General features: G+C 60.9%; 17 protein-coding genes and 1 pseudogene. 10 read left to right on the top strand and 8 right to left on the bottom strand.

Annotated elements, in window-relative coordinates; genetic code table 11:
* Together ACDELDRAFT_RS24190 and ACDELDRAFT_RS14255 are read left to right on the top strand one after the other, a co-directional pair.
* Window positions 1–172: pseudogene (locus ACDELDRAFT_RS24190) on the top strand (TniQ family protein); the annotation flags it as partial.
* A gap of 60 nt (window positions 173–232) precedes the next feature.
* The gene (locus ACDELDRAFT_RS14255; protein ID WP_005797961.1) at window positions 233–847 is read left to right on the top strand and encodes a recombinase family protein; all 615 of its coding nucleotides are present in this window, start codon (window positions 233–235) and stop codon (window positions 845–847) included.
* A 66-nt stretch (window positions 848–913) separates the two neighbouring features.
* On the opposite strand, the gene ACDELDRAFT_RS14250 is transcribed toward ACDELDRAFT_RS14255, so the two are convergent.
* The 8 genes from ACDELDRAFT_RS14250 to ACDELDRAFT_RS14215 form a co-directional block, all read right to left on the bottom strand.
* The gene (locus ACDELDRAFT_RS14250; RefSeq protein WP_005797960.1) at window positions 914–1,345 is read right to left on the bottom strand and encodes an EamA family transporter; all 432 of its coding nucleotides are present in this window, start codon (window positions 1,343–1,345) and stop codon (window positions 914–916) included.
* Window positions 1,346–1,373: 28 nt separating this feature from the next.
* Window positions 1,374–2,726, bottom strand: a complete 1,353-nt coding sequence (locus tag ACDELDRAFT_RS14245; protein ID WP_005797957.1) for an ATP-binding protein — start codon at window positions 2,724–2,726, stop codon at window positions 1,374–1,376.
* Complete coding sequence (locus ACDELDRAFT_RS14240; RefSeq protein ID WP_005797956.1) at window positions 2,702–3,367, bottom strand: response regulator transcription factor; 666 nt, start codon at window positions 3,365–3,367, stop codon at window positions 2,702–2,704. The genes ACDELDRAFT_RS14245 and ACDELDRAFT_RS14240 overlap by 25 nt, the downstream gene beginning before the upstream one ends.
* 22 nt (window positions 3,368–3,389) lie before the next feature.
* On the bottom strand, window positions 3,390–4,148 hold the full coding sequence (locus tag ACDELDRAFT_RS14235) for a COG4705 family protein (RefSeq protein WP_005797954.1): 759 nt from the start codon (window positions 4,146–4,148) through the stop codon (window positions 3,390–3,392).
* 9 nt (window positions 4,149–4,157) lie between these two features.
* A complete protein-coding gene (locus tag ACDELDRAFT_RS14230) occupies window positions 4,158–4,607 on the bottom strand; it encodes a hypothetical protein (RefSeq protein WP_005797953.1) in 450 nt (149 codons plus the stop codon).
* A gap of 29 nt (window positions 4,608–4,636) precedes the next feature.
* Window positions 4,637–5,419, bottom strand: coding sequence for a COG4705 family protein (locus ACDELDRAFT_RS14225; RefSeq protein ID WP_005797951.1), 783 nt, complete (start codon window positions 5,417–5,419; stop codon window positions 4,637–4,639).
* 69 nt (window positions 5,420–5,488) lie between these two features.
* A complete protein-coding gene (locus ACDELDRAFT_RS14220) occupies window positions 5,489–6,085 on the bottom strand; it encodes an undecaprenyl-diphosphatase (RefSeq protein WP_040329257.1) in 597 nt (198 codons plus the stop codon).
* A gap of 56 nt (window positions 6,086–6,141) precedes the next feature.
* Window positions 6,142–6,477, bottom strand: a complete 336-nt coding sequence (locus ACDELDRAFT_RS14215; protein ID WP_005797945.1) for a PepSY domain-containing protein — start codon at window positions 6,475–6,477, stop codon at window positions 6,142–6,144.
* A gap of 251 nt (window positions 6,478–6,728) precedes the next feature.
* Between ACDELDRAFT_RS14215 and ACDELDRAFT_RS14210 the strand changes: the two genes are divergently transcribed.
* The 8 genes from ACDELDRAFT_RS14210 to ACDELDRAFT_RS14185 all read left to right on the top strand — a co-directional run bounded on the left by ACDELDRAFT_RS14210 (window position 6,729) and on the right by ACDELDRAFT_RS14185 (window position 9,992).
* The gene (locus tag ACDELDRAFT_RS14210; RefSeq protein ID WP_001247892.1) at window positions 6,729–7,019 is read left to right on the top strand and encodes a nucleotidyltransferase family protein; all 291 of its coding nucleotides are present in this window, start codon (window positions 6,729–6,731) and stop codon (window positions 7,017–7,019) included.
* Window positions 7,016–7,402 (top strand): HepT-like ribonuclease domain-containing protein, encoded by a 387-nt coding sequence (locus ACDELDRAFT_RS14205; protein ID WP_003100872.1) that lies wholly within the window; start codon window positions 7,016–7,018, stop codon window positions 7,400–7,402. The genes ACDELDRAFT_RS14210 and ACDELDRAFT_RS14205 overlap by 4 nt, the downstream gene beginning before the upstream one ends.
* Window positions 7,403–7,417: 15 nt before the next feature.
* Window positions 7,418–7,591: a hypothetical protein gene (locus ACDELDRAFT_RS25380; protein ID WP_003154411.1), complete on the top strand. Its 174-nt coding sequence runs from the start codon at window positions 7,418–7,420 to the stop codon at window positions 7,589–7,591.
* Between the two features lie 47 nt (window positions 7,592–7,638).
* Window positions 7,639–7,995: a cupin domain-containing protein gene (locus ACDELDRAFT_RS24185; RefSeq protein WP_072755296.1), complete on the top strand. Its 357-nt coding sequence runs from the start codon at window positions 7,639–7,641 to the stop codon at window positions 7,993–7,995.
* 254 nt (window positions 7,996–8,249) lie between these two features.
* On the top strand, window positions 8,250–8,576 hold the full coding sequence (locus ACDELDRAFT_RS14200) for a hypothetical protein (protein WP_003100858.1): 327 nt from the start codon (window positions 8,250–8,252) through the stop codon (window positions 8,574–8,576).
* A complete protein-coding gene (locus tag ACDELDRAFT_RS14195; RefSeq protein WP_003100856.1) occupies window positions 8,573–9,073 on the top strand; it encodes a hypothetical protein in 501 nt (166 codons plus the stop codon). Before ACDELDRAFT_RS14200 ends, ACDELDRAFT_RS14195 begins: the two co-directional genes overlap by 4 nt.
* Entirely contained in the window at window positions 9,070–9,441 is a 372-nt protein-coding gene (locus ACDELDRAFT_RS14190) for a hypothetical protein (RefSeq protein WP_003100853.1), read from the top strand. Before ACDELDRAFT_RS14195 ends, ACDELDRAFT_RS14190 begins: the two co-directional genes overlap by 4 nt.
* Complete coding sequence (locus tag ACDELDRAFT_RS14185; protein WP_004118524.1) at window positions 9,435–9,992, top strand: recombinase family protein; 558 nt, start codon at window positions 9,435–9,437, stop codon at window positions 9,990–9,992. The genes ACDELDRAFT_RS14190 and ACDELDRAFT_RS14185 overlap by 7 nt, the downstream gene beginning before the upstream one ends.
* Window positions 9,993–11,107 lie beyond the last annotated feature (1,115 nt).

The following is an 11,107-nucleotide window of genomic DNA, read 5'->3' as shown; positions in this document are numbered from 1 at the left end:
GCGCTCGCTGTTCGCCTTGGCTTCCTATGGTCGGCGCGACCCAGCTTCCCTGGAACAGTTGCGAGCCACCTTTGCAAAGGAAGGCATCCCCCCGGAATTTCTGTCACATTACGAGCCTGATGGACCCTTTGCATGTCTTAGACAGAATGACGGGTTAAGTGACAAATTTTGACGGCCAGAATTTTCCGGCGCACACTGTCACATAATCGAACGTATATGTGACAGGCGCAAGATGCTGATTGGCTACATGCGGGTATCGAAAGCAGACGGCTCACAGGCCACCGACTTGCAGCGTGATGCACTGATCGCTGCCGGCGTCGATCCGGCCCATCTCTACGAGGATCAAGCGTCGGGCAAACGCGAGGATCGTCCCGGCCTGTTGAGCTGCCTGAAGGCGCTACGACCGGGGAATACGTTGATGGTGTGGAAACTTGACCGGCTCGGGCGCGATCTGCGGCATCTCATCAACACCGTGCATGACCTGACCGGGCGAGGCATCGGTCTGAAAGTGTTGACTGGGCACGGTGCAGCCATTGACACCACGACGGCCGCCGGCAAGTTGGTCTTCGGCATCTTCGCCGCGCTGGCCGAGTTCGAGCGCGAACTGATTACCGAGCGCACGATTGCAGGATTGGCTTCGGCGAGGGCGCGCGGTAGGAAGGGCGGCCGGCCCTTCAAGATGACTGCCGCCAAGTTGCGGCTGGCGATGGCCGCTATGGGGCAGCCCGAAACCAAGGTCGGCGATCTATGTCAGGAACTGGGCATCACAAGACAGACCTTGTATCGGCACATTTCGCCGAAGGGCGAGTTGCGCCTTGATGGCGAGAAACTGCTCAGTCAAGTTTGATGGCAGGACAGCGGTTACTGTAGACGAATCGTGACGACTGGTTGAGTCAGTATGTCCTACCTGTTATCACTTGAACGCCAATAACAGAACGCCTCCGGCGACCATCGAAATGCCGGACCACTCCCTCAGTGACGGGCGTTCGCCCAAAAAGGCGAAAGCAAATACCGCCACCAGGACAAGACTGAGTTTATCCACTGGCGCAACCTTGGATGCATCGCCAATCTTGAGTGCGCGGAAGTAGCAGACCCACGATGCCCCTGTCGCCAAGCCGGACAGCCCGAGAAAAAGCCATGTCTTGGGTGATAACTCCAAGGGGTTGGTCCATTTCCCCGTGTAGGCAACAAACGCCGACAGGACGACGATGATGATGGCCGTGCGGATCAAGGTGGCCAGATCGGAATCAACTCCCTGAATGCCAACCTTGGCAAAAATAGCCGTCAGTGCCGCAAGGATAGCGGACAGCAAAGCCCAATAAAACCACCCCGCCGAATTAACCATTTAGCCTGCCTCCGCGTTTCTCAAACCGCTACCGCATGGGAGCGATAACGGCAACATTTAAGCCAGTTTGCTTCTCTTGATCTGAGAAGTCGAGGCGGATTTCAGCACCGATGCGATTGGCAATCGTCTGGACAATGGATAGTCCCAGACCCGAGCCGATCTGCTCGCTCCCCAGCGTGCGGTAGAAGGGATCAAACACTCGATCCCGTTCAGCCAACGGAATGCCAGGCCCACTGTCCTGAATACGTAGTACGACCTTCCCTTCCGAAACACCCACAGAAAGATCAACACGCCCTCCCTCTGGCGTGTAGCGGATGGCGTTATCGACTAGGTTCTTGACCACAGCGATCATGTCCAGCTCGCTTGCCCACACTTCGGCGTCCAGCGCGCCTTCGACACCGATGTCGATGTGCTTGGCCTCGGCCAGCGGCATGAGGTCTTCCAGCACGCGGCGGTAGATGCTCTGGACAGATACAGGCGACTTCGGCAGGTCGGTGGCCGACTGTGCCTTGGCCAAGGTCAAGAGTTGATCGAGCAGGCTGCGGCCGCGCTCGATCCCTTGGCGCAAAACCGTCAGCCGTTCGCGCGCCACGCTGGACATTTCCGCTTCCGCGAGCCGTTCTGCTTGCAGCGACATGGCTGTCAGCGGCGAACGTAGCTCGTGCGCGGCATCCGCCACAAAGCGGCGCTGAGATTCCATCGACTGGCTGACACGAGCGAGCAGGCGATTGATCGCCACGGCAAACGGACGTACCTCGACCGGAAGGTGGCGGTCTTCGACGGGATGCAGTTCCTGCTCTGCCCGCTGGTCTATTTCCTTGGACAGCGCCGCGATGGGCTGGAACATCTTGCGCACCAGGTCAGCAACGATCAACAGCAGCACCGGCACGAGAATCAAGAAAGGCATCACCGTGCGCAGTGCCCCGTCGCGGGCAATTTCATTGCGGAAACCGGACTCCTGAGCCACAGCAATGCGTTCGCCGCTCGCCGTGGTCTTGACCAGCACGCGAAACGTCTCGCCACCAAATTCCAGCGTGTGCAATCCATCCGCCAAGGTCGCCGGGAGCGGGAGCACGCCTCCTGCATCCACGCCTACCGTAGAGGGACTGACCTCACCCAAGCGCTGGACGATCACGCGCGACTCTTCATCGACATCCTTGAGACGGATATCGGTGGTTGGCACGGCAGGCAACAAGCGCTGGCGATCCATGAGCTGCGCCACCTGGCGCAGTACATCGTCCTGTAGTTCGTGCGCTTCATCGAAGGCGGACAGGAACGAGAATACGCCCGCCACAACGGCCACCACGAGGATGGCCAGCGACAAGGTGAAGGACAGCTTGAGCTGAACTGATTCGTTCAAGCGCCTTTTGAGACCATCCATCCGACCCCCCTGACGTTCTTGATGACCTCGCCACCGAGCTTGCGCCGCAGTGCGTGGATCAGATATTCGACGGCATTGCTTTCGACTTCTTCCCCCCAGCCATAGATGCGATCCTCCAGTTCGCTGCGCGAAAGGATGGCACCAGGCCGAACCAGCAAGGCTTGCAGTAACGAGAACTCGCGGTTGGACAGTTGCACTTGGGGGCCATCATTGGCACAAGCCTCTTTGGTGGCCGGGTCGAGCGTCACCACGCCGTTGCTGAGCACGGGAGCTGCCGTGCCACCTTTGCGCCTCAGGACGGCGCGCATCCGGGCCAGCAGTTCCGCCATCTGAAAGGGCTTGGACACATAGTCGTCGGCCCCGCCATCCAGGCCGCGCAGGCGATCATCCAGACCATCGCGAGCCGTGATGATGAGCAGGGGAACCGGGTTGTCCTTGGCTCGGATGCTGGCCAGCACCTCCAGCCCATCCTTTCCGGGCAGACCGAGGTCGAGTAGCACCAGGTCGTAATGCTGGCAGCCCAGCGTGGTGAGCGCCGTCTGCCCGTCCTTCACCCAGTCGGCGGCGTAGGACGCATCCTTCAATGCGCCCTGGATCGCGTCACCGATCATGGGATCATCTTCGACAAGCAATACCCGCATTCCCCCTCCGTTCAATCGTTGTTCAATGTGCCGTCCTGGCTGCTCTCTGCCTGAACAGCAGGATCGCAGTCAGCATGAAGGCCAACAGTGCGGCCGATGCCGAATAGCGGCTCAACGCCAGACCACCCGCGCTCAGTGGCTTGTCCAGAAAATCCCCGACCACGGCACCCAGCGGGCGAGTCAGGATGAACGCCGCCCAGAACAGCAGCGTGCGGGACACGCTCGTCCAGTAGTAGGCTGCCACGACCAGCGCGAGCAGCCCGCCGAACACGACGGCCGCACCCGTGTAGCCCAAGCCCGCCGTGTCGGCTGTCCAGTCGCCTAACGCGGTGCCCAGCGTTTGGGAGAACATGATCGTCAGCCAGTAGAAGGCTTCTGCCTTGGGCGAGCTGACCGTGCTCACCGACACGGAGCCGAGGGTGCGATGCCAGACGAAGAGCGAGCCGAGCAGCAAGGCCAGCAGCAAGCTCGAACCTCCAGCGTACCCGATTCCCAGCGATCGATCCGCAAAATCGGCCAATGTCGTGCCGACCGTGGTCGTGGCGATGATGGTTGTCCAGTACAGGAAGGGATGGAAGCCTTTGGCCTTGACCTGCGCGACGACGGCAGCCAGGAAGATCGCCGCGAAGATGGCTGTACCGACCAGGTAGCCCAGGTTCATGGACATCGAAACCGCATCACCGCCAGTTTCACCGAGCGTCGTGGCGGCAATCTTGATGAGCCAGAAGCCCAGCGTGACTTCGGGCACCTTGGCCAGCGCGTGTTCAGTGGATGTTTTCATGGGGCGCGCTCACTTTCCTTCGAGCGTGTTAAAGGTTTTCAGCAGGGCATCCATCGCAGCCTTGCAGTCAGCCTGGCTTGGCGTGTCTGCGCGAAGCGTCGCAAGCGACTTGTCGATGGCCTTGTCGAGCAGATGCCAGTCATCTGCCGCGCGCGGTTTGAGTCCGGCTTCGGCCGAATCCCATGCGACTTCCAAGTCCTTGATGCGTGACTTGGCAGCAGGCAGATCGCCCTTGTCAACGATGGCGGCGACATCGGTGGCGATGCTGCGGAAGGCCGACAGGTCGCCCAGCTTGGATGCAGTTTTGACTTGCAAGGCCGAGACAGTCTGGGCCGGTGTAGTTGATGCCGAGCTTGCGTTGTTCTGATCGGCAGATTTGGAACAACCAGCCGCGAGGACCACGAGCACGGCGGCCGAAATGGCGGCAACAGGGCGAGCGATTGAGTGCTTTATGAGCATGTTTTTCTCCTTGTGTAGAGCGAAGATGGTTATTCGACGAGCTGGGCCGAGCGGCGTCCATTCATGCCGATCTGCGCGACGGCCACCAGCATGACGATCACCGTGAGGAACAAGGCGCTTGTCCACATGGCACCCATGCCAAGGCCGCCATAGGTCTTGGCCTGAGTCAGCAAGTCGCCGAGTGCGGCTCCGAAGGGGCGGGTCAATATGTAGGCGATCCAGAAGGTCAGAACGGCGTTGCCGCCCATGCGCCAGGCGGTATAGGTGATGCCAATCAGCACACCGAACGCCACCGCGCCCCAGGTAAAGCCCAAGCCCAATGCCTCGGTCGCCAAATCGCCAGCAGCCGTGCCCAGCGCGAACGTGCAGAGGATGGCAGCCCAATAGAACAGCTCCCGGCTGCGCGTCACAATGTCGTGAATGGACAGGGTGCGCTCGATCCGATACCAGACGAAGAAGATCGCGGCGAGCGCCACGGCGAACGCCGAGGTGCTGATGTACAGGCTGACGCCAAGGCCATCGGTCAGCAGATCGGTGATCTGGGTGCCGACCACGCTGACCAGTACCACCGTCAGCCAGTAAATCCAAGGGGTATAGCGTCGGGTGCGCAACTGCATGAACAAGGCGGCCGCCAACAGGGCAGCCATGACGGTTCGAGTCACGCCTTGCCCCCACCCTGCGTTGACCGCCAGGAAATCGGCTCCCGTCTCGCCCACCGTGGTGGACATGATCTTGATGATCCAGAACGACAGCGCGACTTCCGGGACTTTATTGAGCCAGCCAGTGGTGCTGCTCGTGGGCAATTTGTTCATGGTGTTCTCCTGCCGGGGTGAAATGGTTTGCCAGCAGTTTGAACATGCTGACTTAGCCCGCCCATAGGCTCACTCGCGCACCCATCCAAGCGCGATCAACCCGCTGAAAAGCCGCCGATGGATTCCGGTGGCAAGTTGATAACTTGGCAATAGATACCAGTGTGCTTCACGTAACGTCAGCCAGGCACAGATTGCAGCAACGGCGATGGCCCCGAGCATGTCGAATGGGAAGTGCACTCCAAGGTAGATGCGCGCCCAGGCAATGGGAACGCCCAGCAAAGCCAAAGTCACGCCTGCAATTCGTGGGCCTCGTTGCAGCGCGAGGCTGAAGGCAACCGCCCACCACAGCGTCAGGTGATCGCTTGGGAAAGACGAATCGGCAACATGAGGGATGAGGGTGTGACCCAGGCCGATCATGAAAGGTCGGGGATGCAACCAAGCCAGGCCGATGATCTGGTTGATGAGCAGGCCCAGCAATCCCGATGCGCTAGCAACGAGCATCGTCTTGCGGGTAGGCTCGCCGCCGCGAAGCCAGCCGATGCCGATCAGGAGTGGAACCGCCCAGATGAGCTGTTCGGCCAAGAAGGTGGCCAACGTCAGAGCCAAAGCACTGGGATGCTCCGGTGCGTTGAGCCAGAGAAAAAATGTATGGTTGAGTGATTCCATGAGGTCTCCGGGCCGGATCGCCTCCGAGGGAAACGATCCGGCCATACTGTCGGGAGTCAGTCCCGCTTGTCGTGGTCATCATCGTGATCCGCCTTGTCCTCGGCAGACGAGATGACCGTGCCCTTGTCGGCATCGACCCGGACATCGAAGACCTTGGCCCCGCTGACGACTTCCACGTCGTAGACCCAGCCTTGCTTCGAGTTCTCGTACTCGGCGCGTGATGCCTTGCCATTGGCGTGCTGCTCGGCGACGGTGACCGCCTGTGTGAGGGGAATCTTGGCCTTGCTGATTGCCAGTGCGTCGTTTTCCATACCGCCATTGGCGGCGTAGGCGACCGCGCCGGTTGCAGCGATGGCGACGGCCAGAAGGGAAAGTTTGGTATAGCGGTACATGATGCTTCTCCAGAAGAGTGCAGGGATTTGCACAGTGGAGAAGGTACGCAGGCAGACTTAGCTCGCACTGAGCCGGGAAGTTTTCGCTCTCGCCGATGTAGTGTTATCGACTCCTGACAATTGGTGCAGTCGTCTTCTGAAAATGACAGCGCGGCACGGGAATCAAGGCATTGCGATTCTCGAAAATAGTTCTTGAAATTCTATTCTTGATTGCATATCATCTCAACGAGTTTCGATAAGAAAGGATGCCCATGCGACCGTCTGTTGTGCTTGACATGAAGCGAAGCGCAGTGCGTGAAGCGGTAGGCCGCTTTCGCGCCGCGAACCCGCGCGTCTTCGGCTCGGTGCTGCATGGCACCGACCGGGATGGCAGCGACCTCGACCTGTTGGTCGATGCGCTGCCCGGTGCCACGTTGTTGGACTTGGGCGATTTGGAAGAAGAACTGAAATCGCTGCTCGGCGTTGACGTCGATCTGCTGACTCCCGGCGACCTGCCGCCGAAGTTCCGGGCCAAGGTGCTCGCGGAGGCGCAACCGATATGAGCGAGAACCGCCTGCCCGATTACCTCGACCACATTCAGCAGGCCGCAACCGATGCGCGCAGCTTCGTGGAAGGGATGGCCAAGGACGACTTCTTGGCCGACAAGCGCACCCAGCAGGCCGTCATCATGAGCCTGATCGTCATCGGCGAGGCGGCCACAAAGGTGATGGATGGCTACGTCGAGTTCACCCAGGCGCATGCCGACGTGCCGTGGCGCAGCATGCGCAATATGCGTAATCGCATGGCTCACGGCTATTTCGACATCAACCTCGATGTGGTGTGGGAGACGGTACAGGAATGGCTGCCGGCGTTGCTCCAGCAATTGCCCGCCGTGCGTCAGGATGCCGACGATGAAGACCGTAACGACAAAGGCATGGAGCCATGACCAATCAAGCCGCCGATGTTCGGCCCCTCTGGCGTGTTCGATCCCGCGACCTATGAGCCGCGCTCGGGCAAGACCTTCTGGATGGCCGCAACGGACGTGAGTTCGCTGGTGGGCAAGGAGGCAGCAGCCGACACGCTCATCGGCAACTGCACGACCGCACGACCAGCCTCCCGTTCAAATTCGAGTTAGAATTCATATCCAGCCTGTCTGGGGGCACTGTGAAAGAGGGATCTCCGATGACTGTTGAATCGAGAATATTTTCTGTAGCCGAGTATGTTCAGCCGTCCGAAGGCGAGCCTATTCGTTCCGTTGTGCTTGAAACCCGAGACTCAATTATCGTGGTTTGGCATGTCCATCCCGGGCAGGAAATTGCGGCTCACATTCATCCTCACGGCCAAGACACGTGGATTGTTTTGTCGGGAATGGCTGATTACTTTCAGGGCAATGGGATTGTTCGTGCCCTCAGGGAAGGTGAGATAGCCGTGGCAAGACCGGGCCAAGTGCACGGGGCGCGAAATACAGGTACCGAGCCATTTGTGTTCGTCTCGGTTGTGGCATCAGCCAATGCCGGTTTCGTATTGGCTGAGCGATAGAGCCCAATCTCTGGAGTTGGTCCAATGAGCGGTCGGGGAGATAGGTAACAGACATGCAGCGGACACGGCTGCTAAACCAGGTCGCAAACCTCCTTGCGTCGCAGCGTGCCGCAAGCGACGCGATCAATCGAATGGGGTCGGCATGAGACTGAACACCATCCAGTTCCCGACCGCGTAGCCGCCTGTCCTGCCGATCAGGTCTTGACCATCGACGCCTGGGATCAGTCCTGAATGTTCTTGGAGACCACTACGTTATGAGCCGCAGCCGCCGCAAAACACCCATCGTCGGGCACACGACCTGCGGCAGCGAGCGCGAGGACAAGAAGCTCTGGCATCAGCGCTGGCGCACCCGTGAGCGCACGGCGCTGACCAGCGCGTCGCCCGAAGCCCTGAGCGCCCATCTGCCCCTGCTGGAAAACCAGGCCAGCAGCGTCTGGTCGATGGGCAAGGATGGCCGCTCCTACTGGCCCGTCAAGCGCCAGGCCGCCACGGCGGATCGCATCGCCAATCACAAGGGACGCAACCCGCAAGAACGCGCCTCCCTGAAAAAGCGCCTGCTGCGCAAGTGGATGAGCAAATGAAGCTCTCCTTCCATCAGCACATTGCGCTGTTCTGGATGATCGGTGCTCCGGGCGTCTTCGCGCCCGTGATCGAGAACGCCAAGCGGCCCGATGCCGGCGCCGTCATGGCGTGGGGTGTCGCGATCGTGGCGGTGATGATCCTCTTCACCCCTTTGCTGCTGCGCTGTCCACCATTCCGGCGCTGGTATGGCCGGACGGATGCGCTGTCGGAGCGGCAGCGCCAGGCGCTTGCCGAGCGCGGCCTGCGCCGCTACTACCAGACCGCTTTCGATGACGGCTACGTGCCCCGCGTGATGCCCTACGTGTGGCGCATCATCTGGACGGTCGGCGGGTTGATGGCTGTGACCGCCGTACTGCCTACCAACACCGGACGGCCAGCCTTCGATGCCTTGGTGGTCTTCTCGACCTGGTATCCGATAGGCGTGATGCTGCTGGTTTTCGCGTCGAGGCCCCTTGGCCGGTTGATTCGCCAAAGAGCACAGGAGCGGCGGAAATGAGCACGTCAACCATCGAGGCGCTGGCCAGCGCCTGGGCAAGGATTGCCGAGGAAGCGGAATTCCCCGCTGACTACGAGGGGACTGCCACACCACAAGCGCATCGGGCTAGCGAAGCTATTCAGGAGCAGATTCGGGAGCGCATCGTCGCCACCAACGACATGCGGCTGTTCAGCCTGCTGCACCTGCTGGGTCAGGCGTCGCTGCGCATGGAGCAAGCGCTGTGGCCGGAGGATTACGAGCGGATGACGCGCGAGGTTGAGGAAGCCCTGCGGCAAGCCACCGACGCCAACGCCAGATCGTACACCCACGAAGAAGTGATGCAGGCGATGCAGGAACGCATCGACCGGGCGCGAGACAAGCCATGTTGATTGGCTATGCGCGCGTCTCGACGCAGGATCAGAACCTGGAGCTGCAACGCGAAGCCTTGAGCAAGGCCGGATGTAAAAAGGTCTTCGAGGACAAGGTGAGTGGCACGCGGGCAGACCGGCCTGGCTTGGCCAAGACGCTCGAAATGCTGCGCGAAGGCGATACTTTGGTCGTCTGGAAGCTCGACCGGCTGGGCCGGTCGGTCAAGCAACTGGTCGATCTGGTCGGCGAGCTGCACAAGCACGGTGTCCAGTTCAGGAGCCTCACCGACTCCATCGACACCGGCACACCATCCGGGCGGTTCTTCTTCCACGTCATGGCGAGCCTTGCCGAAATGGAGCGCGAGCTGACCGTCGAGCGCACCCGCGCCGGGCTGGAAGTCGCCAAGCAGCTCGGCCGCAAAGGCGGCCGCAAGCCGAAGATGACCGACAGCAAGATCGAGTCGGCCAAGAAGCTGCTGGCCAGCGGGGTGCCGCCCAAGGACGTGGCCAAGAACCTCGGCGTGTCCATTCCGACGCTGTACCGCTGGGTGCCAGCCTCCACGCACGCTTAGCGTGCTTTATTTTCCGTTTTCTGAGACGACCCCTTCTACGGCGGGCAGGACTACGAGACGATCCTGCACGACGACGCGGACGACTGAATTCCCCCGCTTCCTGACACTTGAGGGGCGCAATCACGCCCTGGACCTGGCAGGCCGACCCCTCCCTTGGCGTTCAACCTTGTGGCCTTCGAGCTGGAGCCATCTTCCGACTTGGCGACGGCGCAGGAGTCACCGCGGCCTTGACAGTTGGGGAGTCCAGAGGGGGCCTTGGCCCCCTTTGGAAGAGCACGAACTTCTGCCAGGCGCTTGCGCCTGGCTATGGTCAGCCGTAGCGCCGTAGGCGCTCCATTCTTGGGGTGAAGGCCGTAGGCCGAGGGGCAACGCCCCTGGGGGGATGGGAGGCCGCTTTAGCGGCCGGGTGGGATCGAGAAGGGGGGGCACCCCCCTTCGGCGGCCGATCATTCTGCGGGGCACCTTGGGCCGGTTTGCCGCTTTTTTCGACACCCGGTTATAACAACTAGGTTTAATATAAAGGTTATGAAGGGTTAAAAGCCGGTTAGCTTGACCGGAAAACGCGCGCAAGCCGTTGATACGCCAAGGAAAAGGCTCGAAGGGCCGCCCCCCAAGGGTCAATGGATAAGCCCCTCAAGGGTCAATAGTCTGCCCGTCAAGTGTCAAGGATCGCGCCCCTCATCTGTCAGCACCCCCGCCCCTCAAGTGTCAGTACGGCAAGGGCCTTGCCAACAGGCTTATCCACAACTTCTGTGGATAAAGCCAGCCCGATCAAGCACATAGGCCGCCTCGATGGCCTCCGGCGCGGCTCCAGCCGGCCGATTTCGAGGCCGGCCCCTCATCTGTCAGCATCGCGCCGGAGTGCGCTGCCCCCCAAGTGTCAAGAAACGCCCCTCAACTGTCACCAGCCGGCGTTTTGTCCCCAAACGATCCACAAGGCCGACCAGGCAGCGCCGGCCCTCTATGGCCCCGAGAAGGGGCCAGAAAGGCCCGCCAGGGCCTCGTAGCCTAGCGGCGAGGGCCACCGGCCCGGTGAGCGTCGGGAAGGCGCTGGAAGCCCGCCAGGGGCGAGACGGGCGGCCGTGGCCGCCTGGCTCGATGCGTAGCACGACATA

Origin of the sequence: Acidovorax delafieldii 2AN, assembly GCF_000175235.1 — a bacterium.
Lineage (GTDB): Bacteria > Pseudomonadota > Gammaproteobacteria > Burkholderiales > Burkholderiaceae_C > Acidovorax > Acidovorax delafieldii_B.
Note: the sequence above shows the minus strand (reverse complement) of the source record. Positions and strands in the feature narration are given on the sequence as shown.

What these genes read in the sequence shown, in the direction of transcription:
- ACDELDRAFT_RS14255 (WP_005797961.1), top strand. Translation starts at nt 233, where the DNA reads ATGCTGATTGGCTACATGCGGGTATCGAAAGCAGACGGCTCACAGGCC.
- ACDELDRAFT_RS14250 (WP_005797960.1), bottom strand. Translation starts at nt 1,345, where the DNA reads ATGGTTAATTCGGCGGGGTGGTTTTATTGGGCTTTGCTGTCCGCTATC.
- ACDELDRAFT_RS14245 (WP_005797957.1), bottom strand. Translation starts at nt 2,726, where the DNA reads ATGGATGGTCTCAAAAGGCGCTTGAACGAATCAGTTCAGCTCAAGCTG.
- ACDELDRAFT_RS14240 (WP_005797956.1), bottom strand. Translation starts at nt 3,367, where the DNA reads ATGCGGGTATTGCTTGTCGAAGATGATCCCATGATCGGTGACGCGATC.
- ACDELDRAFT_RS14235 (WP_005797954.1), bottom strand. Translation starts at nt 4,148, where the DNA reads ATGAAAACATCCACTGAACACGCGCTGGCCAAGGTGCCCGAAGTCACG.
- ACDELDRAFT_RS14230 (WP_005797953.1), bottom strand. Translation starts at nt 4,607, where the DNA reads ATGCTCATAAAGCACTCAATCGCTCGCCCTGTTGCCGCCATTTCGGCC.
- ACDELDRAFT_RS14225 (WP_005797951.1), bottom strand. Translation starts at nt 5,419, where the DNA reads ATGAACAAATTGCCCACGAGCAGCACCACTGGCTGGCTCAATAAAGTC.
- ACDELDRAFT_RS14220 (WP_040329257.1), bottom strand. Translation starts at nt 6,085, where the DNA reads ATGGAATCACTCAACCATACATTTTTTCTCTGGCTCAACGCACCGGAG.
- ACDELDRAFT_RS14215 (WP_005797945.1), bottom strand. Translation starts at nt 6,477, where the DNA reads ATGTACCGCTATACCAAACTTTCCCTTCTGGCCGTCGCCATCGCTGCA.
- ACDELDRAFT_RS14210 (WP_001247892.1), top strand. Translation starts at nt 6,729, where the DNA reads ATGCGACCGTCTGTTGTGCTTGACATGAAGCGAAGCGCAGTGCGTGAA.
- ACDELDRAFT_RS14205 (WP_003100872.1), top strand. Translation starts at nt 7,016, where the DNA reads ATGAGCGAGAACCGCCTGCCCGATTACCTCGACCACATTCAGCAGGCC.
- ACDELDRAFT_RS25380 (WP_003154411.1), top strand. Translation starts at nt 7,418, where the DNA reads ATGTTCGGCCCCTCTGGCGTGTTCGATCCCGCGACCTATGAGCCGCGC.
- ACDELDRAFT_RS24185 (WP_072755296.1), top strand. Translation starts at nt 7,639, where the DNA reads ATGACTGTTGAATCGAGAATATTTTCTGTAGCCGAGTATGTTCAGCCG.
- ACDELDRAFT_RS14200 (WP_003100858.1), top strand. Translation starts at nt 8,250, where the DNA reads ATGAGCCGCAGCCGCCGCAAAACACCCATCGTCGGGCACACGACCTGC.
- ACDELDRAFT_RS14195 (WP_003100856.1), top strand. Translation starts at nt 8,573, where the DNA reads ATGAAGCTCTCCTTCCATCAGCACATTGCGCTGTTCTGGATGATCGGT.
- ACDELDRAFT_RS14190 (WP_003100853.1), top strand. Translation starts at nt 9,070, where the DNA reads ATGAGCACGTCAACCATCGAGGCGCTGGCCAGCGCCTGGGCAAGGATT.
- ACDELDRAFT_RS14185 (WP_004118524.1), top strand. Translation starts at nt 9,435, where the DNA reads ATGTTGATTGGCTATGCGCGCGTCTCGACGCAGGATCAGAACCTGGAG.